Annotated in this window: 19 protein-coding genes and 1 tRNA gene; 11 read left to right on the top strand and 9 right to left on the bottom strand. The window is 60.3% G+C overall.

What is annotated here, in order from left to right; translation table 11 throughout:
- Window positions 1–90: 90 nt before the first annotated feature.
- Window positions 91–777 (bottom strand): hypothetical protein, encoded by a 687-nt coding sequence (locus LH400_RS18795; RefSeq protein WP_229154698.1) that lies wholly within the window; start codon window positions 775–777, stop codon window positions 91–93.
- Between the two features lie 189 nt (window positions 778–966).
- Between LH400_RS18795 and LH400_RS18800 the strand changes: the two genes are divergently transcribed.
- From LH400_RS18800 to LH400_RS18810, 3 genes are all read left to right on the top strand, one after another.
- Complete coding sequence (locus LH400_RS18800) at window positions 967–1,776, top strand: hypothetical protein (RefSeq protein WP_229154700.1); 810 nt, start codon at window positions 967–969, stop codon at window positions 1,774–1,776.
- Between the two features lie 156 nt (window positions 1,777–1,932).
- Complete coding sequence (locus LH400_RS18805; protein ID WP_229154702.1) at window positions 1,933–2,229, top strand: hypothetical protein; 297 nt, start codon at window positions 1,933–1,935, stop codon at window positions 2,227–2,229.
- A gap of 67 nt (window positions 2,230–2,296) precedes the next feature.
- The gene (locus tag LH400_RS18810) at window positions 2,297–4,705 is read left to right on the top strand and encodes a phage/plasmid primase, P4 family (protein WP_229154703.1); all 2,409 of its coding nucleotides are present in this window, start codon (window positions 2,297–2,299) and stop codon (window positions 4,703–4,705) included.
- Window positions 4,706–5,135: 430 nt separating this feature from the next.
- Here LH400_RS18810 and LH400_RS18815 read toward each other — a convergent pair whose 3' ends face one another.
- Window positions 5,136–5,300: a hypothetical protein gene (locus tag LH400_RS18815; protein ID WP_229154706.1), complete on the bottom strand. Its 165-nt coding sequence runs from the start codon at window positions 5,298–5,300 to the stop codon at window positions 5,136–5,138.
- A gap of 105 nt (window positions 5,301–5,405) precedes the next feature.
- Window positions 5,406–5,858 (bottom strand): hypothetical protein, encoded by a 453-nt coding sequence (locus LH400_RS18820; protein ID WP_229154707.1) that lies wholly within the window; start codon window positions 5,856–5,858, stop codon window positions 5,406–5,408.
- A gap of 159 nt (window positions 5,859–6,017) precedes the next feature.
- Between LH400_RS18820 and LH400_RS18825 the strand changes: the two genes are divergently transcribed.
- From LH400_RS18825 to LH400_RS18845, 5 genes are all read left to right on the top strand, one after another.
- Entirely contained in the window at window positions 6,018–6,890 is an 873-nt protein-coding gene (locus tag LH400_RS18825; protein WP_229154708.1) for a 23S rRNA (adenine(2030)-N(6))-methyltransferase RlmJ, read from the top strand.
- A 382-nt stretch (window positions 6,891–7,272) separates the two neighbouring features.
- The gene (locus tag LH400_RS18830) at window positions 7,273–9,174 is read left to right on the top strand and encodes a ribonuclease H-like domain-containing protein (RefSeq protein WP_229154709.1); all 1,902 of its coding nucleotides are present in this window, start codon (window positions 7,273–7,275) and stop codon (window positions 9,172–9,174) included.
- Between the two features lie 14 nt (window positions 9,175–9,188).
- The gene (locus LH400_RS18835; protein WP_229154710.1) at window positions 9,189–10,241 is read left to right on the top strand and encodes an adenylosuccinate synthetase; all 1,053 of its coding nucleotides are present in this window, start codon (window positions 9,189–9,191) and stop codon (window positions 10,239–10,241) included.
- Between the two features lie 332 nt (window positions 10,242–10,573).
- Window positions 10,574–11,794 (top strand): dCTP deaminase/dUTPase family protein, encoded by a 1,221-nt coding sequence (locus LH400_RS18840; RefSeq protein WP_229154711.1) that lies wholly within the window; start codon window positions 10,574–10,576, stop codon window positions 11,792–11,794.
- A gap of 73 nt (window positions 11,795–11,867) precedes the next feature.
- Window positions 11,868–12,509, top strand: coding sequence for a hypothetical protein (locus LH400_RS18845; RefSeq protein WP_229154712.1), 642 nt, complete (start codon window positions 11,868–11,870; stop codon window positions 12,507–12,509).
- A gap of 260 nt (window positions 12,510–12,769) precedes the next feature.
- On the opposite strand, the gene LH400_RS18850 is transcribed toward LH400_RS18845, so the two are convergent.
- The 6 genes from LH400_RS18850 to LH400_RS18875 form a co-directional block, all read right to left on the bottom strand.
- Window positions 12,770–13,546, bottom strand: coding sequence for a hypothetical protein (locus tag LH400_RS18850; protein ID WP_229154713.1), 777 nt, complete (start codon window positions 13,544–13,546; stop codon window positions 12,770–12,772).
- A gap of 519 nt (window positions 13,547–14,065) precedes the next feature.
- Window positions 14,066–15,229, bottom strand: a complete 1,164-nt coding sequence (locus tag LH400_RS18855) for a restriction endonuclease subunit S domain-containing protein (RefSeq protein WP_229154715.1) — start codon at window positions 15,227–15,229, stop codon at window positions 14,066–14,068.
- Window positions 15,226–16,764 carry a class I SAM-dependent DNA methyltransferase gene (locus LH400_RS18860; protein WP_229154716.1) on the bottom strand — a complete coding sequence of 513 codons (1,539 nt, stop codon included), beginning with the start codon at window positions 16,762–16,764 and terminating at the stop codon, window positions 15,226–15,228. Before LH400_RS18860 ends, LH400_RS18855 begins: the two co-directional genes overlap by 4 nt.
- Before the next feature lie 44 nt (window positions 16,765–16,808).
- Window positions 16,809–19,187 (bottom strand): EcoAI/FtnUII family type I restriction enzme subunit R, encoded by a 2,379-nt coding sequence (gene hsdR / locus LH400_RS18865; protein WP_229154717.1) that lies wholly within the window; start codon window positions 19,185–19,187, stop codon window positions 16,809–16,811.
- Between the two features lie 400 nt (window positions 19,188–19,587).
- A complete protein-coding gene (locus tag LH400_RS18870; protein WP_229154718.1) occupies window positions 19,588–20,805 on the bottom strand; it encodes a tyrosine-type recombinase/integrase in 1,218 nt (405 codons plus the stop codon).
- 229 nt (window positions 20,806–21,034) lie between these two features.
- Window positions 21,035–21,110: transfer RNA gene (locus LH400_RS18875), tRNA-Thr, on the bottom strand.
- Window positions 21,111–21,319: 209 nt separating this feature from the next.
- On the opposite strand from LH400_RS18875, the gene LH400_RS18880 reads away from it, so the two are divergent.
- From LH400_RS18880 to LH400_RS18890, 3 genes are all read left to right on the top strand, one after another.
- On the top strand, window positions 21,320–22,147 hold the full coding sequence (locus LH400_RS18880) for an exonuclease domain-containing protein (protein WP_229154719.1): 828 nt from the start codon (window positions 21,320–21,322) through the stop codon (window positions 22,145–22,147).
- Window positions 22,148–22,228: 81 nt separating this feature from the next.
- Window positions 22,229–22,582: a DUF2147 domain-containing protein gene (locus tag LH400_RS18885; RefSeq protein WP_229154720.1), complete on the top strand. Its 354-nt coding sequence runs from the start codon at window positions 22,229–22,231 to the stop codon at window positions 22,580–22,582.
- A gap of 55 nt (window positions 22,583–22,637) precedes the next feature.
- Window positions 22,638–24,341, top strand: coding sequence for a cisplatin damage response ATP-dependent DNA ligase (locus LH400_RS18890; RefSeq protein WP_229154721.1), 1,704 nt, complete (start codon window positions 22,638–22,640; stop codon window positions 24,339–24,341).
- Window positions 24,342–24,372: the final 31 nt, after the last annotated feature.

A 24,372-nucleotide genomic window follows, 5' to 3' on the forward strand; every position in this document is an offset into this window, starting at 1 on the left:
CGTCAACCATACGTCAGGCTACTTCAACATTCAGGTCCGAATTTTCAAGTGAGTGAGACGCCATGCTGTTTCATGGCGTCTCATGCTGTTTCAAAGCATGGCCTTGAGAGACTTGATTTTCGGGCATTCAATCCCGTGGATCGAAAGCCCCTCGCCGATGTCGCCCTTCATCTCGATATGAGCGCCCCGCTTGTTGCCGAATTTGGCGATGGCGGAGGTCGGGATGAAATGCAGAGTGAAGGCGAACTCGTCGTCGGTAGGCATGACGAGGATGACGTTGACGTGCTCGAAATCGTTCGGGGCGATGACCGTGGCCGACGAGCCCTTTACGGTGCCGAACGTCGCATAGATGCGAACGTTGAGACCGCCGATCACGACATAGACATTCACGCTGTCGCGCATCGGGTCTTTGTCGTCGGGCGTGGCAACGGTGACGCCCTGCGCGAGGAGCATCCCCGACAAGAGATTGACCGCCGCGTTTTGTGTCGCACCGACAACCTTGTGCGCGGTCTCAGGCGACGAGCCGAGCATCAGCCAAGCCGGATCGACCTTCAGGATTTCCGCGATCATCTTGTTTTTGTCTGCACGCGGGCGGCCCTCACCGGCCAGCCAACGCCGAACCCCCTCATTCGAAACGGAGGCGCCATAACGCTTCTGAAGCTGCTCGCTTATCCACGCCAGGCGGCCGCGATTGAGCGGCGGGCAAAGATCGCTATCGTCACACGCCTGAATCAGCCTCTTGGCGTAATCCGGCGAAATCACGGGGCGCTTGCTCATCCGGTCTCCTTACGCGTGTCACTCAAAGAAGCTGCGGCACTCACAAGCTCCGGCCCCTCCCAAAGAATCAACCAATACTTGACATGCCACTAATTGGCTGCGATCTCGATTATCCCAAAAATCCAGTTCAAGGAAGTGTTGAAAGATGAATGACGGGATGCCATCGCGACACAAAATGGCAGCATCGATATGAGCCGTATGGAAATTCTCGCGGATTGGCTGGCGCGGTCCGAATGGCAGGTCTGGGAAGCTGCAGCGCTGCTCGCCGGAATCTGCCCGGAACGTTCCCGAATGAGTAACGTGCAGGCTAACGATTGGGCCTGCTTGCCCGGCCGCAAGATCGAACGGCGCTGCGACATCTCAGAGGCTAAGTGGATCGATGCTCAAGTCGAGGACGAAATCGAGCGCAAACGCGGCCGGTTGATCAACGTCGTACCCGGCGGCGCAGATGCTGCAGAGTCTCCACAACAGATTTTGAAGCGGGCCAAAAGGGGAGACTTCCTGCCGGCGTGGCTCCAGGCAGCGCAGGACGATCCGGGGTGCCGTCAATTTCTGCCCACCGAACTTCGTCGCTCGCAGAAGCGGCCCTCGGTGAGCGAAGCGAACCAGGCGAAACGGAGGCAGCAGCTTGCAGACGATCCGAAGCAGCAGCTTCTCAATTTTACCGCTCGGGAGATCTTTGAGCGGATGGCGGCTGAAGATTTCCGCGACCAGCGAATTGCATTTCATCGGCGCATCAACGTTTCGAAGGTTGCGGAAAAAATACATGGCGAGCTGCAAGCCCGCGATCGCAAAAATGCGCCTAGCGATATTCGCGCAATAAGCAATCGCGTCAGCAAGTGGCTTAAGGGATTGGAAATGGAATCGGCCGACCGCAAATCGGAATCGACCCAGCCGAGGTCTATTATCCCATTCGATTCATCGCGATCCTCTGCGTGTCACCACAGAGGACCAAATGATAATGAAACAAGGACAGACACCCCTACTCAACACTCGTGAGGCCGCAAACTACCTTGGCCTTTCGGCTTCGTTTCTGACGAAGGTCCGCCTCAGGGCACCGGAGGCCAGCCCGCCATTCATCAGGATCGGCCGCGTCGTTCGCTACCCACGCACGGGCCTTGAGAGCTTCATCGACTCGCACAAGGAGGGCGGACGATGAACGCTTCTGACAAGGCATTCTGGCGGATCTGGTGCCGCAAGCGCTCCGCACAGTTCATCTCCGAAGGCATGAAGCGCGCCGAGGCAAGGCGGCTTGCCCATCGAGAAGCTAAACGCCGGGCGGAACATGCGCGAACCGTGGGCTTGGAGACGGCTGCCAATGCCGCCGTCTGGGTTCTGAAGGAGGGTAAACGCTACACCATCCGCGTGTTCCAGTACGATAGCTCACTCATGTGCGTCGACTTCGAAGCGCAATTCTCCGATCCGCAGCGGTACCGCGCCGGAGTTAACTAACCCTCGGCTGATCACGAAGGTGAGTAGCTTCGCTCGCCGCTTATGTCAGCTAAATAGAGAAAAAATCATGAATGACCAGAGTAAGCTGGACGGCCTGCTAAAGCCGTCCGGTGAGACGCCTGCGCGCGTCCACATCTCCAAGTTCGGCAACCACAGGACAACGGCCGCACGGCGCGAGCGGCTTTCGAAAGACGAGATCTGCCAACTTCTGATGAATCATCGCGTCGGCCCGAAGGAAGGGTCGGCATGGTCGCCCGCCATCTTCACGAATGATCGGCGGGCCAACGGCAATGCCGAGGCGGCGTGCCTGGCCGTGCTTGACCTCGACCATAGCCAACTTTCTCCGAAGCTCGTCGCCAGAAGACTCCGGGAAAAGCACATTGCGGGAATCATATCCACCACTTGGTCACATTGCCTCGAGGACCCGTGCATGCGCGTTGTCGTATTTCCTAGGACACCTTGGAGAGCCGCCGACTACGCGAGCCCGGGAAAGGCTAAAGTAGCTTTCGCCGCGGGTTTGAGGACTCTGGCCAAATGCCTCGGCCTCAAGATCGATCTAAACGCCTTGGACCCCGCCCGCCTCTATTTCCTCCCACGCCATCAAGACGGTGCTACAGCAGATGCGATTTGGGTAGACGGAGGCGCTGTTGATGTTTGGCCGGCGTCTGGCGAATCCGATACTGGGGAACAAGCAGCCGGTGACAGCGAAGACGATGATGATTACGACGATCCTCTCGACCGTCTGTACACCGCCCCGGAGGAGATCGTTCGTTCCGCCATCACAGCAACGCGCAACGATGCTCGCTTCGACGAGCGCCGACGATGGCTGAAGCAGCTGGCAGCCATACAGAACACATTGGGAGAGGCTGGCCGAGACGCGGCGGAAGAGTGGTCGAAGAAATGGGAAGGCGGCGAGCACGATGATGAGGAGTTCGCACGCACTTGGAATTCGCTGGACACCAAATATCAAGGCCGCAAGGCCGGTATTGGCACGATCCTCGCCGAGGCAAAAACTGATGGCTGGGTCGATCCAAGAGGCACTAACCAGCATCTTTCGCAGGCTCGCTGCAGCGCGGACGAACGGGCAGCCGGCGGCGACATCTGGGCTGGTGTGCAGCACGCGAACCGGCTTCGCGGACATCGTCTCTACGAGTCGGCGTCGAGATGTTGGTGGCGCTGGACGGGGTTTCAATGGACTAGGCAAACGTCCGAGCAGGTGGCGGCCGATGCAAAGGAGACCAGCGCTCAACTCCTCAACGGCGCGGCCGGGAAGCTTGGCGCCGACGCGAGCGAACGTGAGCAACGACTTTACAAGGATCTGACGAAGCTGCATCGGACAAATGCGCGGCAGCAAGCTATGGTCGAGGCGGCCAGCTCCGAACCAGGGATGGCGGTAGGATCGCCGGCCGTTTTCGATGTCGATCTGGCCAACTTGGCCCTTCCGAACGGCATTCTGAATCTTCGTACAGGACAATTGAACGAGTCGCCGGCGTCTAGCAGCCTGGTCTCGAAGCTTGCCGGTACGCGCTTCATACCCGGCGCGGTCGCTCCCTTGTTTGATAAGTTCCTCCAAACGGCGCTGCCCAATGAGGAAATCCGCTCGTTCGTCCAAAGGACCGTCGGCTACACCCTGACCGGCTACGTGGACGAAGAATGCTTCTTCGCCCTGCACGGCACGGGCGCCAACGGGAAATCCGTATTCGGAAACATTCTCCATGCCCTTTTGGGAGATTACGCAACGACGTCCGGGCCGGCGATGCTCACACGCAGCAAATCGGGCAACGAGGGAGAGCGTCTTGTTGCGGGGTTGCCAGGGAAGCGGATCTCTCTGGTGAATGAAACTGCCGTCGGCGACCTGTGGGATTCGGAGCGTATGAAAACGCTAGCCTCACGTGAACCAATGACCGCCCGCTCCCTTTATCGCGAGCCGTTCGTCTTCATGCCGACGGCGAAGATCTGGCTTCGGACGAACCACCTTCCCGGCTCACTGGATGCTGGCGATGGCTTTTGGCGGCGGATGATTGCCATTCCGTTTGCGCGGCAGGTACCACCCGAAGAGCGCATCCCAGATTTGGACCGCAGAATCATCGAGAGCGAGCTGCCTGGCGTTCTGAATTGGGCCCTTGAAGGCGCCCGAAAGTGGTTCGATGCCGGCCACAAGCTTAATCCACCGAACGAGATTCTTGCAGTCGTAAATGATTATCGTGAAGAAACTGATGTGCTCGGCATGTGGATCGAGGAGCGGACCAAGCCTGACATCAACTGCCGCGTGCCCGTCCAAATGGCATGGCAGAATTACAAGGAGTATTGCGAAGAAAAGGGCATCAGCGCGGGATCAGGCTTCATCTTCTCGCGAGCGATGACCTCTCGCGGTATGGAGAGATCCAAATCACGCAAGAACGGCCGCCAGTACCAAGGCTTTCGCCTCAGATGGAGCTGGCCCAGCACGGATGATAACGACGACGAATTCATTTGAGGAGACGCAAGGGGACGCAAATTAGGCTCTCTTCAATTTCTCCTCATGAATCTCTTTGTCTAAGAGGAAATGTTCAACAAGTCCGAACGCGTCCCCAGGCGTCCCGCTTCTGCTGTTTGATTCTAGAAAAAAATCTCGAAACTGCCACAGACCACGCTCGGCGCTTCCCCCGGCACCAACACCGTGAAAAGAAGGACCCGGAGCGACACGGCCAGACTTCAACCGCCCCTTGAGCCGCCACAGAGCCCCACAGACGCGGTTGCCGCAACCTATCAGTAGCGCCCCGGAAAGTTGTCTAAGTTTGGCGCCTTGCGTGATGTAGCGGAAGGTGGACACCTAAGAGTACCCCCGGCTCTTTCGGACATCGCTGCGGATCGGCCTGCGGATGTCGGGTAATAATCCTCGGCGGGATATTATTTTTCGGCCCTGTCTACCGATCCGCTGTTGAGCACGCCGATTTCGGCGCCTTCTCCACTCGTGCGGGCGCACTTCGCCCCTGCTGCCAGACAAGGTGCGTGAGGTTGTAGGCCAGATTCGCCATTCCGATTTCCACCTCTGCGCGAACGATGTCGATGGTGCGGACGAACATCGCCATCGGGGCCGTCTGACGGGCGAAGTCATGTTCGGTCGCCGAGCGGATTCGCGAGCACCGGCCATTCGCCAGTGACGTCCTCTCGCTCCTCGCTCACACTTTTCAGCTTCAGGCGCTGGATGTCAGAGACGTAGCCGTTCTTCGTTTTTCTCCAGCCATTGCTCGTGCTTGGCCGATCGTTAGGCCGTATCCGCTTAAACCCGGCCCGGTGGTGGAGTGGTCGAGAACGTGGACGATCTGCGCGCCATCGTTGGCGGCGACGTTCGTGACCGTGAAGCCGCGGAGGAAGCCGTGCTGCCGACCGATGACCGCATCGTTCTTGTAGCCGAACGCCGGCACCACGATGTCGACTTCCCGCGGCTTGCCATCCGTCGCCGGCTTGGCCTTGGAGAACTCCACCGTCCACCGAGCATCGCGGTCCTTCTGCCTCAGCTTGGTGGGCTTGTTCTTCCAGCCATCCGGCACCTCACCGGCCTCAATAGCGGCCTTCTCATCCGCGGCGTTGCGCTGCTTCGGCGCGGTGTCAATTGTGCCGACGACGATTTGACCGCCCATCGCCATAGGTGCTCGCGGAACAGCCAGATCGTCCTCGCCTCCGGAACCCGGTCAGCCATCCGAGACGAGTATCTTGATCTATTGCTGGATCGCCATGCTGCTATAAAGATCCCGCTTCCAGAGTTCAGCCGCCCCGCCTTCGGAATCGAGCAGCCTAGATTTGCGATGAGCGAGTGCATCGAAACTAACGAGCTAATGAACTATCGACACGCATTTCATGCCGGCAACCACACCGAAGTCTTCAAACATGCCGTGCTATCGATCGTCCTCGACATGCTGCGGCTCAAACCTCGTCCGTTCGCAGTCATCGACACGCATGCCGGCCTCGGCGTCTATGATCTGACATCACGCGAGGCGGCTCGGACCAACGAGAGGGCGGAAGGCGTGGAGCGTCTTGGAAACAGGGGCCTTCGGTCGGCGCCTGTCTATACCTCTTCTCTGGCGTCGACCAGGGCTGGGGCAGAGAACCTGTATCCGGGTTCTCCTGAGATCACACGCCTTGCGCTGCGCGGCTACGACCGGTTGATCCTATGCGAGCTTCATCCTGAGGACGGGGAATCGTTGCGCCGGCGATACCGATCCGATCCGCGGGTTTCGGTCCACTTGCGCGACGGCTACGAGGCAATCGGCGCACTCCTACCGCCTGCCGAGAGACGAGGACTGGTCTTCGTGGATCCCCCATTCGAGAAGACCGACGAGACGGGGGCGATCGGGAGAGCGCTCGTAAAGGGTTTTCGTCGCTGGGCGACCGGCATCTATATGGTCTGGTACCCAATCAAAGGATCCGAGAACGGAATGAAGATTGAGGCCGCAGCAATTGAGGCGGGCTTCAACGACGTGCTCCGCGCCGAATTCTGCCCCTTCGTGCGAAGCGGACTGGAATTGGCGGGAAGCGGTCTCGTTATCTGCAACCCGCCGTGGACGCTCGACCGCAAGCTGCGGCAGCTCTGCGAGGAACTGTCGACGATCCTAGGCCACGGCGACGTCACATGGAGCGTCCGTCTCGCCTTTGACGAAGGGCGCGGCGAACAATCCTAGTGGATGCGTTCGCGGCGTTTGGGCTCATCTGCTTCAAAGGCATGGATTGCCAAGATCAGGTCGCGCCATCGCCGACACATTACGTAATCGCCTCGTTCAAACGCTCGATCCGCCCTGGCGTCCACAACATCAAGTGCGCGCTCGGACCCGAGATGATCGAAGAGCGTCATCGCACGGATCCACGCTGATCGACGCAGACCATAGTCGTGGGGCTCCGAACTGCAACCGAGACCTCTTACAACTTTTACGCTATATTTCCACACATGCCCTCCAGTGCTGCAGGATCGGCACTTTTCATGTATAACGACGTACCCAGGTCGCCAACTCGACGGCTAGACGTTATCACTTTTTGATAGTGCGAACGTGCGAAAGAGGGAATCGAGTGTCGTTTTTCGGACTGGCGATCGACGATGCGAACCTGGAACGGCCGATCGGCGCGGTCGGACGCCTTGAGCGATCCGCCCCCTCGACGGCTAGAACAGCCCGCCTTCCCTCGAACCTCACCGCGCTTTTGGCGGCTTGCGCCGAGCAGCCGGAAAGAGTGCTGTTCCTCGACGTCGAGACGACGGGGCTGAGTCACTTTTACGACGAGATCACTGTAATCGGCTGGTCCTACAAAGGGCGTGCCTCAACGATCGTGAAAGGCGACTGCCATCGCGCACTTGTTGAGGATGCGCGCGACGCGGTCGCAATCATCACGTTCAACGGAATTCGCTTTGATAGTCGGTTCCTGCGCGCGGAATATCCTGACGTCGTACTGCCGCAGCACCATCTGGACCTCATGTATCTCTGCCGTAGGGCGGGTTTGAAAGGCGGGCAGAAGGCGATCGAGAAGGCATTGGGAATTGAGTTGCGGACGAAGGTCGACGGCATCGATGGACTTGCGGCCGTCACTCTGTGGCACCGCTACGTGCGTGGAGACGTCGGGGCTCTTGAGGGCCTAGTCCGTTACAATCGTGCCGATATCGCCGCGATGGGTGCGATCCTCGATCGGGTACTTGTCTGCTTGGACGTTGCGCCGGACCTATTCGTTGGCGACGTGTGCTTCGAGAAATGGGCAGGCCCTTGTGGGTTGGAGGAACTACCGACGTTCGAGCCGAGGAAGGCTGACGATTTGCGGCAGCTCGATTTCAAGTCCCTACTTGGCAATGGTCCGGCTTCAAGCGCGCGAATCGTCGGCATCGACCTGACCGGTTCTGAGGCGCGAGGTTCGGGCTGGTGCCTACTCGACGGCGACAAATGCCAAGTCGCCACAGTCTTTACTGACCGCGACCTGATCGACAGGACGATGTCTTCCAGACCCGATCTGATCTCAATCGACTCACCGCTTTGCCTTCCATCCGGTCGGACAAGCGTCGACGATGCTGATCCGGGACGCGAGAGGTTCGGCATCATGCGGGAGTGCGAGCGTGAGCTGAAGCGGCGCGGTGTGAACGTGTATCCCTGTCTCCTGCCGAGTATGCAGAAGCTGACTGCGCGTGGAATGTTGTTGGCAGAGGAGTTTCGGCGTCGAGGGGTTCCCGTGATCGAGAGCTATCCTGGAGCCGCACAGGACATCATGCGCATACCTCGCAAAGGTGCCGGCGTGGAGTGGCTTCGGCTCGGTCTAGAGGAGTTCGGTCTGAAGGGCGATTTCGGAGAGGCGACGCACGACGAACTCGACGCAGCGACATCTGCGCTTGTCGGCTCGTTTCACTGGGCGGGATTGTCGGAGTCTTTGGGAACGGCGGACGAGCCCCCGCTGATCATCCCGATGCTATCCGGTGCGCCCCATCGGCTACTGATCGGCATCAGCGGTCCGATCGCCGCAGGCAAGACGACGCTTGCGCGCGAACTCGAGGCACTGGGCTTTGCCTACGCTCGCTTTAGCGAAGTGATCGACGACGAACTTAGGGCGAGAGGTCTTCCTCTGGATCGGATCGAGAGGCAGCGTCTCGGCGCCGAGATCCATCGGACGGGCCGGCAGCGCTGGCTCGCCGGACGCACCCTCGCCCGCGTTGGAGACGCCGAGCGTGTAGTCATCGACGGTCTGCGCTTCGCAGATGACCATGCTTTCTTCGGGGAAATCATGGGCGGCTCGTATTTGCATGTTTTCGTTGACGCGGACGAGGCTTTGCGTAGAGAGCGGTACGCGTTGCGATCTGACGACGACTTCAGTGTCGCCGCCAGCGCCGATGTGGAAAGTGGGATCGAGATCCTGCGGGGCCTCGCGCATCGCAGATTGGTTAACTGCGCGACGCGCGACACCGTTGCCGCCGAGGCCCGCGACCTTGCTGCAATCTAAATCAAGGGTGCGATATGCCCGTATCGGTAGTCGTCGGAGGACAATTCGGATCGGAGGGCAAAGGCAAGGTTGCGCTTGAGATCGTTCGCCGCAACTTTGGACCGACAACCGTCGTCCGCGTAGGAGGCCCCAACTCCGGACACACCGCGTACGATAAAGCAGGACGTCGGTGGGCGTTGCGCCAGATGCCTGCCGCCTGCGTGGATCGAAACGTGGACGTCGTGTTTCCGCCCGGATCCTATCTCGACGTCGACGTTCTGTTGGAAGAAATATCGGCTCTCGACTACCCGACCGACCGCATCATCGTCAGCCCGTGGGCACAAGTCGTCACCGACGCGCACAGGCGTTGGGAACAGGAGGCGGGCCTCGTTTCCTCGATCGGTTCCACCGGATCGGGAACCGGTGCCGCCGTCATGGCAGCAATCGCACGCGACGCGCCAACATTCCCCCTGAAGACGCTTCATGCTGAGCATCATGGTTTACTGGCTCCGTTCGTCCGCTGCGGCGACACGGGAGAGCTACTGGCCGATCGTCTCGGCAGCGGCCAGCGGATCGTCGTCGAGGGGTCTCAAGGTTTCGGTCTGTCGCTGCTCGATGGAGGGTACTGGCCAAAGGCCACCTCGCGATCGACGACAGCCGCTGCGGCGCTAGCGGAGGCCGGACTCGCGCCGCGGTGGGTCGACGACGTCACGATGGTCCTCCGAAGCTATCCTATCAGGGTTGCGGGGGTTTCTGGTCCATTGCCTAAGGAAACGACATGGGAGGAAGTCGCACGTAGAGCCGATCTAGCGCTCGACATTCGAGAATACACTACAGTGACAGGCAAGCTGCGCCGAGTGGGAGAATTCGACGCATTGCTAGTTCGCCGCGCTCTAGCTGCTAACGCTCCAAATAATTTGGTGCTGAATCACCTTGACTACGTCGGACCGGCCGGCGGGATCGGCGATCCAAATAGTGTCGTATCGCAGTTTATCCGCCGAGTGGAAGCCGCCATCGGGCGGCGGATAGACTGGTACGGCTTCTCTGCGTTAGACATCATGGCTGGGAGGGAGCAGGCGACTTCGTGACATACCACCCACAGATCGACTGCCTGTCGAACATTACCAGTCATAATGAGGTAACTACGATTGCTGATCTCTCGAACGAATGGCTGGTAACGCGGCAGATAGTGGCGTCGATTTTTCATGCACACGACAGTGCGCGGGAGCACGGGTCGTGATTCCGCAAGCCGGTAATCTTTGGACAAAAACGAAATATTCGGGCCTGATGTCGCCACCATGGGCGGGAGCGCGTTTTCTCTCTGTCTTTCCTTCTCCACTCTACGGCCTGATCCACCTGCGACGTTCTTTCAACCACACCAGAGGGACAGGTGAGACGCTTTTTTGCACGTTGGGTCCCAATGTCTGAAGATAGCGACGCGCAGGCTGCCGCCGACAGTTCCGTTGAGCAGGAGATTGTAGGTAGACTAGACGCTGCTGGATTGGCCGAGCCTTTGTTGGGCCAGCCCGACCCCTTTCCAAGTATTGCCCCGTCCCTTCTCTCCGCTGATCATATAGAAAACTATGTCCGAAAAACTGGGATGATAGCGCCATTCCATCTTGGTGGCGGTAGAAAGGCGCGTCTTAAAAAAGCTTCCTACGAAGGGCGCATCGGCAGCCGAGCGTATCAATACAATGAGCAAGGAAGTCTAATATCGGTCTCTATGGATGATGGTGTCTTGGTCGTACCTGCGAATTCCATCGTCTTCGTGGAATCGGGAATCGATTTCAGACTCCCCGACTACATGGCAATCCGTTTTAACCTGCAGATCCTTCATGTCCACCGCGGCCTCCTCCTAGGAACGGGTCCGCTTGTCGATCCGGGCTTTTGGGGAAAGCTTTGCATTCCTCTGCACAACCTGACCGATGAGCCGTACACGATCCCGCTCGACGAGGGACTGATCTGGATCGAGTTCACCAAGACGACGTCAAACCCAAGGCACGGGCGAGATGCGTTGGGAGAGCCGCAGCAAAAAGCCCAGTTCTGGGACATAGAGAAGTTTATTCGGAAGGCCGCGGCTGCTCCGCGGGGACGCGCTGAGCCCGTCGCGATCAGAAGCTCAATTCCGTCTATGGTTACTACGGCGAATGACAAGGCGGATGCCGCATCTAAGGCCAGCGAACAAGCAGCAAAAGACGCTAAGCTGGCGGCGGAAGACGCGAGACACGCAGCGGAAGACTCGGAGAAGGCAAAAAGCACTCTCCACCGGCTAGGGTTTGGCGCAGCATTAGCAGGCGTAATTGCGATATTTAGCCTATTGCTTTCTCTCGCCTCTTTATATGCATCATACTACTGGAGTATTAAAAGCGATATCGACGAAATTCAAGTAAAAGTGGACGGGGCGGGAGCGGCGCTTAGCGAACTCAAGAATCGTGTCTCATCAATGCGGAACGACGACCGTGCGCAGTTGCTTGAGGACCAGATCCGTTACCTGCGGAATGAGTTACTCCGCCTTCGCAGAGCGGCCCCTGCCGACGTTGGAGGGGGCGACGTCATCCCAAATCCTGAGACACGGCCCGTTCCTCGCGGTGCGGACGCGGCTGCGCCCCCATCCGCGGCGGACCCGATTGATGCAAGATAGATACGTAGGAGACATTGGCGACTACGCGAAGCTCTCACTAGTGCGTCGTCTGGCGGCAGGCCGGAGGCTAGGGGTGGCTTGGTATCTGCACCCGGACGAAGGCCACAACCAGGACGGACGCCACGTTAGCTATCTGCGGGACGTTGATCGCTGGCGTGGACCTGATCCCGAAGTTTTCGACTACATAACAAGCATCGCTGACGGCCCCAGGCTGGTCAGTGCATTGCAGGATGCGTTCGAGGAGGGGACACTTTTCGCCTCTGAGACTGTTCCGGCGCGGAACCTGCCTAGACGTCTGCGATGCGCGGAACGGGCGTTGTGGTTTGAGCGGACGCGGACGGCACTGACGGACGCCGAGATCATATTTGCAGACCCGGACAACGGGCTGGTCTCCGACGATCCCGCCCGACGTCTCGAACCCAACTTCGCAAAGCGAATGCCGATCTCCGAAGTCCTGGCTCTCGCGAACGGACGTCCAACGATTGTCTACCACCACAACAGTCGCTTCAAGGGCGGCCACGAGGCCGAGATCGATTTCTGGATGAGGCGCTTGGGCCGCCCGAGCATTGCGGTCCGCTGCAACGCGTATAGCTGCCGCACCTTTCTCGTTATCAATCCCGACGCGAAGATCAGCGATAGGGTCGTGGGCTTTTGTCGAGACTGGCGCGACCATAAAGTCTCTCTCCACGCGAACGCGGCTGCCCGGAGCCCATGAGGGCAACCACGCGACAGCCTTGATGCAAAAATCGAGTCGGAAGCGTACTGCGAGTCCTTTCTCCCGATGGAGCAAAAGGCTGACATTCTGCTTACGGCCTGATGCTCATCTGTGGCAACGGTTCTTATGACTGGAAAGCCGTCGTTCGCAAGGTCGCAATTCAATGGCAGCCAAGCGGGCGAAAGAGCCGTTCGGATTTGCAACAAGAGGTTCTCTTTGTGCGGCTCGCTACACGAAAAATCAGCCCTGGCTGGAATCCATCAGATTGACTGCAGATAACGGTTCAACTTGTTTCGTGCCCAAGCGGCGGAAACAAGCATTACACTGGCGACCAGGATCAAGCCATAGGAAAAGTATCGTCCCAGATCCGTCACGTTTGAACCCGTAAAATCAAAATACATTATCAGTCCGCCAAATCCAAAGCAGAGAATGATCGTGAACAGGTAGGAGGCCGTCGAAATAATTTTCAATTGTCGGTCAAGTGGACCTTGTTCAACGCGGCTTCGTGGATGCATGGCCTTTCGAACCTTCATCACTTGGTGTGCCAAGGGCATCAGCAAGAAAAAAGATAATATCAGCAGGACAAAGCTTCCTATTTCACCAACAGGTAGAATATCTAGCAATCGTGCTGAAAGCGAGAGGGTTATACTCGCAAAAATGAAATCCAAGAGAATCAGCAACGGTCCCAAAAATCTCGGATCCGCCAACACTTGAACATTCGAATTCGGAGATTCTCGGATCTGAATTCGAATACCATCTTCTGTATCAGAGTTGATAGGGGATGGTGCGCCGATACCGTCCATCAGTTGGCGCGACTCAAGCTCCAATTTTTTAATTTCAACCGAAGTCTTCCGATAAGTCAGGTACACCATCGGCAGACCTAGCAACGCTGCAATCCCTGAAATGATAGCAACGCCGATCTTGACTAGCAGCTCGAAGTTTTCGACTGCGGATTTCTCACCTTCTGAAGTGCCTTGCGCGAATACGCAAGTTGCAGTGAAGATGAGTACAACGGTCAGAATTAGTCGGTTTCGCATGGTTCCCGCTAGCCAGGTAATACTTGGGTATCATCCCACCTTAGGGCGCAATCACAAAGGAAGTTAACCCGATTTTCTCTCCCGCGGAAGATGCGTTGAGCCGACGGCATTACCGCAACCATGAGCTGCGGGTCGTCATTGCCGACTTATATGTCGGCTTTCGATACAACGACGCCGTTCGACCGTACTGGAGCTAGAGCGCCGTGCGTCCGAATGGACGCACAAAGGGACGCTCTAACTCTTTGAATCTCCGCATCATGCTTTCCGAAAATCGAATCCGATTTCCGGGCCGATGCTGTCACGTAATTTTGGTCTCGAAGCGGACATTTGCTGCGAGCCCCATGAACGACCGCAATGGTCGGAACCCGAATGGCAACTTTCCGCGTGTTACGTCCCAAAGCTGCCAGTCTCCTGGAGACTCAGAGTCAACAATTCCCTTGTGGCTTGGCCAGCGGCTGACGGACGAGTTCAAATCCGACAGGTCTAGAGGCAAATCGGGCTATTCGTCTCAGTACCCAGTCACGCGGCCTTGGCCTGACCGTTGAAGATCTCGTGCAGCATGGCTGGGATCAGGGCCTCTACATCCTGCGCAGTGCTGGCGCGCATGGCGCGGGCTTCGCGGGCCTTCGCATGGAGGCGGTCAAACCATTGCTGGCGGCTCATCGGTGGCGTAGGAACCGTGAGTGCCTCCAGGGCTCCTTGGCCCAGAGTGCGATTCCGATCGGCACTTCCGCGCGATGCGGATTGGACCTTGGCGAGACCTTCAGAGGTCTGGAGGTAGAACCAGATGAAATTGGCGGTCGCGAGCCCTTGAGTGGGAACGCATGTCAGATAGCGGTGCGACCCGACTCGCCCATGATCATCGGGGCCTGCCACCGCGAACGCCCCCTCCCAAGCTTTGATGTTGCTGAACACGAGGTCGCCCTGCTGAACAAGGAATAGCTTTTGCCAGCTCAGCTCCGCGCCCAGCAGATCAGGTTTGTGGAACGTGCCTCGGCCGAACGAACGGACTCCGAGCTCTGGGTAGCGGGCATCAAGATCGATTTCGACTGGCCTGCGCACCAAGGGCGCAACCTCGGCCATGGGGAGCAGGGTGGCGCCGTCGATGGCGCGCTGGAAGGCTTTCAGCAGCAGCGCCTGCGTTTCCCGCTCGGCCGCCTCTAGGGCGCGTCGGCGGTCTTCGACCAATGCAGCGACACTGTCGAGCTGCCGGACGATGCGGCGCTGTTCGTCGAGAGGCGGCAGTGGGACTTCGATCGCTGCAAGCTTTTCTACACCAAGCGTTCGGTTCCGACCGGCGCCCCCGGGGGAGGCCCATAGCAATTTGTCGCGCCCTCTGTCGTGCGTGAACCACCAGAAAAGGTACCGGGCCTCTGCGAGTTTCGGATCGACCACACAGGTAAGAAAGCGATGGGAACCGACCTTCCCGTCCTCAGCTTCAGTAGCGACAGCGACGGCTCCTTCCCATGCGAAAACAATATTGAATAGGAGGTCGCCTGACTTCCATTCAAATAGGCGTTTTTCTCCAAGCTCTGATCCCGTTTTGGGCTCCTTATGAAAGGCGCCACGCCCAAAGGATCGAATTCCAACTTCGGGATAAAATTGGTCTGGCAAAGTCTCGATCGGACGTCGGACCAGCGGTGCGATTTCCCTCATCGTCCGTAGAATGAGCTGCCCTTTCACAGCTTCTCTCCCAATACGGCTTTGATCTCGTCCATGATGCCGAGGATTCGCTGTTCCTGTGCGATGATCGCATCCACGATCTCGGCCGGCGCGCGATGATCGGCGACCTCGCCGGAATGCGGGTTCTTGATGTCCAGGTTGCACGCGACGACACGGTCCTGGGCGTCGCGCTGGATCAGGTCAGCAGCGGAGACCTTCCAGGCGCGCTCGTTCGGCTCGCGCTTCTTCCACCAGGCAAGGCAGTCCGCAAATTCCTCATAGGCCATGGGCGCGGTTTTCGAGTATTTCTTGCGGCCCTCCGGCAGCGGCATCTCGTAGTACCAGATGTCCGTCGTCGGTCCGGTCGTGTCGAAGAAGATCAGGTTTGCCGGGATGTCCGTGTAGGGCGCGAACACCCCTTCACGCAACCGGACCACCGTGTGCAGGTTGAACTTCTCGAGCAGGTCGGCCTTGATCCGCGCTGAAATGCCATCGCCGAACAGCGTGCCGTGCGGAACGACGACCGCGGCCCGCGCGCGCCCGGCGCGCTTCAGCCGACGCATGATCAGTTGCAGGAACAGCAACGCCGTTTCGGCCGTGCGCCGGTCCTCCGGGAAGTTGTTGAGGATGCCTGCCTCCTCCTCGCCGCCGAATGGCGGATTGGTCAGGATGACATTGACCCGCTGATCCTCGCCGATCTCGGCCAGGCGGAAGCGAAGGGCATTGCCGGGGTCGATGCGCGGGGCATGCAGACCGTGCAGCAGTAGGTTGAGCTGGGACAGCAGGAACGGCAGCGACTTGGCCTCGCCGCCGAAGAAGCTGTCTTCCTGGAGGATGCGCCGCTTCTCGACTGTATCGGCCTCGCGCTCAAGATGGAGGAACGCCTCGGTCAGAAATCCCCCGGTGCCGCATGCCGGGTCGAGGATGGTTTCGCCCAGCTTGGGATCGGTGACCTCGACCATGAACCGCACGACCGGCCGGGGCGTGTAGAACTCGCCCGAGTCCCCCGCCGCGTCGCGCATCTCGCGTAGCAACGTCTCATAGAGGCGGCCGAGTGTGTGAACTTCTTCCGAGGAATCGAAATGGATGCCGTCGATCAGGTTGACCACGTCGCGCAGCAGGTAGCCGCTTTCCATTCGGTTCGCGAAGCCCTGGAAGACGGTCGCGATCACGTCGCGCCGTTCGCGACGCCCGTTATCGCCGCGCAAGCCTCGGAGATAGGCGAAGAGCCCTGGGCCGCGCGTGCCGTCCGGACGCTCGGTCATTTCGGAAACGAGAAACGACAGGAGGTCGGGGCCGGTAATGCCGTCCGCATCCGCCGCCCAGTCGCGCCAGCGATAAGGGGCCTCGATGATCGAGCGATAATCCTTGCCCGCGAGCTCCGCGCGTCCCTCCTCGATCCGCTCCATGTCGTCGAGGAACTTCAGGAACATGATCCAGGTGAGCATCGGCAAACGATCAAGGTCGCCGTTCAGCCCCTTGTCCTTCCGCATGATCTTGCGAGCGGATTTGATAATGCTGTCGAGACGCTGGGCAGTAGTCAGTTGCTTCGGCACAGCCTTCTTGCGGGCGGTTGTAGCCAAGATAGAGCTCCCTCAATTCAAGCGGTGTAGAGCAGACGCTGCAGCTCGGTGACGGCGCTGCGCAGCTCCTTGCCCCCGCCGAAGCGGGCGGCGATTTCTATGACGTTGCCCCAGTCGTTGAACGGGGGCACTTCCAGGATGTCGGGCAGCTTGAACTGGGCACTGCCGTGTTCGGCATACTTTTCAAGCACCGCATCCAGAACTTCGCGGGCATCCGGCCCAAAGCGGTCCAGAAACTCGTCCTGCTCCCTCACCAGACGGTCAGCGCGCTCGCGCCGGGTGCGCAGCGGCATGTTATAGGCGAGATGGCAAAGGAGATCGAAAGGGTCTGCCTCCGGCTTTCCGACTGCATCAGCCAGGGAATCGAGGTCGATGCCCTTTTCCTCGAGCCGCTCGACGATTTCCGCCCGGCGTTGGGAGTCGAGCCAGTCCGTGCGCAGTTCCGACGCATTGGGATAGAGAGTGCGAACCTTGTCGCCTGTGTAATCGGTGAGCTGGCGGCAGGCGAGCTGCCGCCCGTCGGAATCGAGTTCGTAGACGAGGTGCCGGACGATCGCTACCTCGCCGCCGTCAACATAGAACTTGCGAGGGCCGTTCTCGGCTTCGTTCCCCAGCTCGACGGGTCCATCCGGGATGTCGGGCCCTTCAGGAAAATCGTCGGGATCCGGCGCCCCTTCTTCGATCTCACGCTCCTCGACGATATCGCCGTCCGCATCGATGACCGCTTCGTCCTCGCGGACGGGATCGCCGTCAAAAGCCGGATCGGCGAACATGCGTGTCGCCGTTCCGGTATAATCGATGATGTTGAAGGCGAGCTTGCCGTAGTCGGGCCTGAGACGGGTGCCTCGTCCGATGATCTGCTTGAACTCCGGCATGGAGCCCACGACCCGCGCAAGCACGACGTTTTTGCAGGTCGGAGCGTCCACGCCGGTCGTGAGAAGCTGCGACGTGGTGAGGATGACCGGCGTCTGGGTCTCGACATCCTGAAACTTCGCCCTGTGCGCGCTCCCCACATCGCCCTCGTCGGACGTCACACGGCAAACGTAGTCGGAATGGTCCTTTACGAGATCGGTGTTTAGGGCGGCGAGCGCCTGCCGCATTTCGAGCGCGTGTTCCTGATCGACGCAGAAGACGATGGTCTTTGCGAAGCGGTCGGTCTCGGCCATGAAGCCCGCGAGATGTCTCGCAATGGCCTGCGTTCTTGCACGCAGTGCTACGACCCGCTCGAAGTCCCGCGTGGAGTACTCGGCGTCGGGGATCTCGCGTCCATAACGATCAAGTTCGCCACGCGTCGGCCGCCAGCCGGCAGCGTCGTAGTCCGAGATGACGCGATGGACGCGATACGGGGCCAGGAAGCCGTCAGCGATGCCCTGCGCAAGGCTGTACTCATAGAGCGGATCGCCGAAATAGTTGTAGGTGTCGACGTTGTCCTCTCGCCGCGGCGTCGCTGTCATCCCGATCTGGGTCGCAGGCTCGAACCACTCGAGGATCTCCCGCCAATTGCTGTCGTCCCGGGCGCTGCCCCGATGGCATTCGTCAATGATGATGAGATCGAAGAAATCGCGCGCATACTCCCGGTAGAGGCCCGGCCGATTCTCGTCACGCGCAATGGACTGGTAGATCGCGAAATACATGTCGCGGCTCTTCACCGCCAGCCCACCAGCGATCTTGTGACGGGCGTCGCCAAACGGGCTGAAATCTTTTGCCATCGGATCGTCGACCAGAACGTTGCGATCTGCGAGAAACAGGATCTTCGGGTTCCATTTGACCCCCTTGGAATTCCAGCGGGCCGACCAGAGCTTCCAGCAGATCTGGAAGGCGACGGCAGTCTTGCCCGCTCCGGTGCACAGCGTGATCAGTGCCCGCTTTCTGCCCTGAAGCGCCGCCTGAACGGCGCGGTTCACGGCGATTTCTTGATAGTAGCGAAGAGGTTTGGCTCGATCTGGAAACGTTGGCGTCAGCAGCCGTTCGGCCACTTGGTCGTCGACAATGCCCTCGGCGCGGCGGAGCCGAGCCCAAAGGTCATCAGGCGCCGGGAAATTCAAGATCGTTCGCTCGACGCCGGTCGTGTAGTCGAACTCGACAATCTCGATCCCGTTGGTCGAGTACGCGAATTGAAGACCAAGGATTTCCGCATATTCCTTGGCTTGTTGGAGCCCCTCCGCAGCATGCCGGTAGCGGGATTTGGCCTCAACGACGGCGATCGGGAAATCCGGATTATATCGGAGCAGATAGTCGGAGCGCTTCTGCTTGCCGCGGCGGGCCTTGCCGCCAATGAAGACAACACGACCGTTGGTGAAGGTTCTCTGTTCGTTTATCGCATGCGGGCGATCATCCCAACCCGCCGCCTGCAGCTTCGGGACGACGAACTTCCTGCAGGTATCGGCTTCGTTCATGCGCAATCTACTTCGCCCAGCTTCGACATGCCATCGCGCTGCAAACGGCTTGTCAAAGAACTCGGCTCAGACCAACGCGCAATTCTTTGGGTTTGGCAGCTCTTTTGCCTGACAACGGCTCGGAGAAGCTACAGCGTGGCCGACTGATGCCGCAAGCCTTATTCCGTCCCTGGCAGCAAGGACTCGCGCCGGGCTTTAATCATTCATCCGGGATCTGCACTCGCAGCGACTGAAGCCTCCGGCCCAAAGATGTTCCCCGTGGAGTGGTACCTCGACCCGATCGGGGGCGAGCTGCGACTGTCGGAGCGTCCGCATAAGTCACCTTCTTGATAAGTCGTTCGCGCAATGCCAAATTTCGGCCTGGCACGCTCAAAAGCTGCCGGTCCGCTTTCCTTCGCGGTCAGATAATAGCCGCGACTTCAACCTGGCGCCGCGCACGCTGTCGCAATTCGTCGCAAAGATCTGCCCATGCCTGTGCCATCTCGACCCGCTCTTTCCAATAGAGCGCACGATTGTAGACGCGGCGCACGGCATTGGAGTCGACATGCGCGAGGCTCGCTTCGATCACGTCATAGCGCCAACCGCGCTCATTGAGGATCGTCGAGGCCGATGACCTGAAGCCGTGGGCGGTGTGAGTGCCCTTCCCATATCCAACCTTATCCAAGGCGTAGTTCATCGCGTTCTCGGAAATCATCGCGTGCTTGCGGCGATAGCGGTTCGGGAAAATGATCTCCCCGCCGCCGCTGATCTCCCGTTGCGCCTCGAAAATCTCCACGGCCTGCCGCGACAGCGGGACCAAATGTTCCCGACGCATCTTCGCGACTTCCTTGGGTATCGTCCAAACGCGCTCTTTGAGATCGACATCGCTCCACCGCGCCAAACGAGTTTCGACGGGGCGGCAATAGCAGAGCGACTGGAGCTTCAGGGCATGTCGGACGCTCCGATCCCCGTAGGTCTCCAGGGCGACGAGAAGCTTGCCGAATGCCTTCTCGTCGGTGATCGCCGCCGTGCTTTCCACCTCGACCTTCGGCAGAACCTTCTTCAGCGACGTGACGGGATTGATCTCCGCCTCATCGCGAACGATTGCGAAATCAAAGACGGCAGCGATCCGGCTCCGAAGTCGAACCGCACTCTCCCGGCGACCGGAGTCAGCGACAGCCTCGATCACAGGCAACACGTCGCGAGCCCGAATGTCCGCAATCGGCATGTCGTGGAGTGGTGCGGCGAGTGTTTCGAGGAGCCAAACGTTCTTCTGCAAAGTCTGGACGGCCGGGTTCTTCTTCTCCAGCGCAGTCAGGTAGAGGCTCACCATGTCGCGGAACGTAGCCCGACCCGCCGATATTGCGGCCTCGACGTTTCGCTTCTTCGGCTCCGGGTCCTTCCCACGTGCGAGATCACCCTTGAGCCGATCGCGTTCCACCCGAGCCTCGGCAAGGCCCATGTCTGGATAAATCCCGAGGTTCTTCGCACGGCGCTCGCCGTTGATCCGGTAATCGATCCGCCACGTCTTTTTTCCCGCAGGCGTGACGAGGAGATGAAGCCCGCCCCCATCGGTCAGTTTTGTGAGCTTTGAGACCGGCTTCAGCTTTTTCAGAATCAGAGAATTTAGCGCGTTCATGGCGTTCCCGTTTTACGCTGGCGATGACGTAATTTACGTCGCTTTACGTCGCGAGGCATGAGATTTCAAGTTTAAGGTTGAAAATGCCTGAGACAGTATGAGACGCCGAATTTCCGGGACACCAATTCAATAGCCCGTTGAACCACAGAGCCTTAAGCGCAAAATGAGACGTCCTGAGACGGGATGATCCCGGTTGATACGTCAACTTTGAACTTGAGATTTTGGGAAATGGTGCCCCAAGCCGGACTCGAACCAGCGACCTACGCATTACGAATGCGTTGCTCTACCAACTGAGCTATTGGGGCACTCCCCGTCGGAACGCGCTACGCTCCGCGGACGGCGCCCTGATAGCGTCAAACGGCTTCGGGTTCAAGTGCGTGTCGGGGATCAAGACGGACAGTTGACGTGGGGAAGCCGGGATCGACGTCCTCCCCGGTGAGCCTTGCGACAGCTTAGCTCGGGTTTCGCTGCCGGCGCTTGCGCCGGTGCGCGGAAAACCCGATCTTGAGGGCGCATGAGCGAACTCTTCCCTCCGGCGCAGTCGACGCCCTCCCTCTTTGCCGAGCCGGCTCCCGCTCTCGTCCGCGTCATCGACACCGAGACCGCCGGCCAGAGGCTGGAGGAGGACGCGGTGATCGAGATCGGCTCTGTCGATCTCGATCTGTCGACGGGCGCGATCTCCAACCCGATGCAGACCTTCTGCGACCCGGCCGGTGCGGTGATCAACCCGCATGCGCGAAAGGTGCATCAGATCACCGACGCGATGCTCGCCGGGGCGCCGCCCTTCGCCGAGGCGGTCAAACCCTTCGCCGCCGCGCCGAGTTTCGCCGCCCAGCGCGCGAGCTTCGATCGCTCGCGGCTGCGGCTGACCGGCCGTTGGCTGTGCACGCACAAGCTCGCCTTGCGCGCCTTTCCGGGCGTGCGGGCACACGGCCTGCAGAGCCTCGTCAAATACGTGCCGCTCGACCTCAAGCCGGTGGAACCGCTGCTGTCCGGCCTGCATCCCCACCGCGCGCTCTACGATGCCGTCGCGACCGCCGTGCTTCTGCGCCGAATCGCCGAGGCGCTGATGCCGCGGTGCCACGACCTTGCCGATTTCCTGGAGCGGGCCGAGCGCGTGTCGAACGAACCGGCGCTCCTGGCAAAACTTCGCTTCGGCCGGCACAAGGGGATCGAACTCGCCAAGGTGCCGGACGACTATCTGGAGTGGCTCGTCCGTGAGCCCGGGATGGACGCCGATGCGGTGTTCACCGCGAAGCATCATCTGAAGCTCCGCCAGATCCGCGGCGCCCGGATGCTGCCGCCGGCCTATTCCGGTGCCGCCATCGAGCGCCCGGGCTAGGCGTCCGTCGAGCCGACCTTTCGCCGCAGGCCCTTGCGGGCGGCCCGTGCCGCCGCAGTTTTGCGCAGCGAGGAGATTGCCATGACACGAAATGTTCCATCCGCCGCGCTCGCATCGATCCTGCTCCTTGCGAGCGCTTCTTTCGCCATTGCCGAACCGACGCCGGTCGGCCGATGGGTGGCGGAAGACGGAACGCGCATCTCGGTGAAACCATGCCGCGCGGGCTACTGCGCCGAGATCGCCTCGGGCGCCTATTCCGGCCAATCCGTCGCACGCGTCGCCGGGCCCGGCCCGGACTTCAAGGGCACCGTCCGCGATCCGCGCAGCGACACCGCCTATGACGGGGGCCTGCGCCTCGACGGCGCCGCGCTCGAACTGCGCGGCTGCCTCGCCAAGGTCTTCTGCCGAACCATCCAGACCTGGCGGCGCCAGTGACGCCTGCCGCCGGGACCGCAGGCGGCCCCAAAGGCGCATGTGCAGGCGATCGGCGATGAAGCCCTTCGCTGACCTTCTCGACCGCCTGGTGCTGACGCCCTCGCGCAACGGCAAGCTGAAGCTGATGGCCGATTTCTTCGCGGCCGTGCCGGATCCCGAACGCGGCCACGCGCTGGCCGCGATCACCGGCGATCTCGACATTGCGAGCGTCAAGCCAGCGATGCTGCGCGCCCTCATGGCGGAGCGCATGGACGAGGTGCTGTTCGGCTATTCCTACGATTATGTCGGCGACCTTGCCGAGACGATCGCGCTGGTCTGGCCGGAGCGGGCGCAAGATGCGGGACGTCACGCGGAGCGCGCTGCACGCCCAGGCGCGGCCTCCTCTCGCGGGGCGCTCCCCGAACCGACGCTCGACGAAATCGTCACCCGGCTGAACGCCGCGACTCGCCAACAGGGGCCGAAATTGGTCGAGGCGTGGCTCGATCGCCTCGACGCCTCCGGCCGCTATGCCCTCCTGAAGCTCGTCACCGGCGCGATGCGGATCGGCGTCTCCTCGCGCCTCGCCAAACAGGCGCTCGCCGATTTCGGGCAGAAGGACATCGCCGAGATCGAGGAGCTCTGGCATGGCCTGACGCCGCCCTATGGCGACCTCTTCGCCTGGCTGGAGGACAGGGCCGACAAACCCATCTCGGCGGCCGCGGCGCCCTTCCGCCCGGTGATGCTGTCGCAGCCGCTGGAAGAACCGGACTATGGCCGGATCGATCCGGAGACTTACGCAGCGGAATGGAAATGGGACGGCATCCGCGTCCAGGCGAGCGCGGAGCGCGGCGTCAGGCGGCTCTATTCGCGCACCGGCGACGACATCTCCGGCGCCTTTCCCGATCTCCTCGACTTCATGACCTATGACGGGGTGCTCGACGGCGAGCTCCTGGTCGCGCGGGCGACGCCGAAAGGCGGCAAGCCGGAGGTAGACACGGCATCGGACTGCGCGGACGACATCGTCGTCGGCACCTTCTCCGACCTCCAGCAGCGCCTCAACCGCAAGACCGTCTCCGCCGCCGTCCTGAAGACATATCCGGTGTTCCTGCGGGCCTACGACCTTCTCCAGGACGGCACGGAGGATCTGCGCGCCCTGCCCTTCGCCCAGCGGCGCGAGCGCCTGTCCGCTTTTGTCACGAAGCTCGAGCCGACACGCTTCGACATCTCGCCCTTCGTCTCCTTCGAGACCTTCCAGGACCTTGAGCGCCTGAGGGCCGAGCCGCCGCATCCGGTGATCGAGGGGCTGATGCTGAAGCGCTGGGATTCGCCCTATGTCCCCGGCCGGCCGAAGGGTCCGTGGTTCAAGTGGAAGCAGGACCCGCATCTGATCGACGCGGTCCTGATGTATGCCCAGCGCGGCCACGGCAAGCGCTCGAGCTTTTATTCCGACTATACCTTCGGCGTCTGGACCGGACCCGAGGATGCGCCCGAGCTCGTGCCCGTCGGCAAGGCCTATTTCGGCTTCACCGACGAGGAACTGAAGCAGCTCGACAAATATATCCGCGACAACACGGTCGAGCGCTTCGGGCCGGTGCGCTCGGTGCGCGCCGAGCCCGACCACGGCCTCGTCATCGAGGTCGCCTTCGAGGGGCTTGCCCGCTCCTCGCGCCACAAGTCGGGCGTCGCCATGCGGTTTCCCCGGGTATCCCGCCTCAGATGGGATAAGCCGGCCTTCGAGGCGGACCGGCTGGAGACGCTGCAGGCCATGCTGCCGGAATGAGCGGCCGGCATCGGCCGATGCGCGGGCCGAC

Origin of the sequence: Jiella soli (genome assembly GCF_020615385.1) — a bacterium.
Lineage (GTDB): Bacteria > Pseudomonadota > Alphaproteobacteria > Rhizobiales > Rhizobiaceae > VKMB-3413.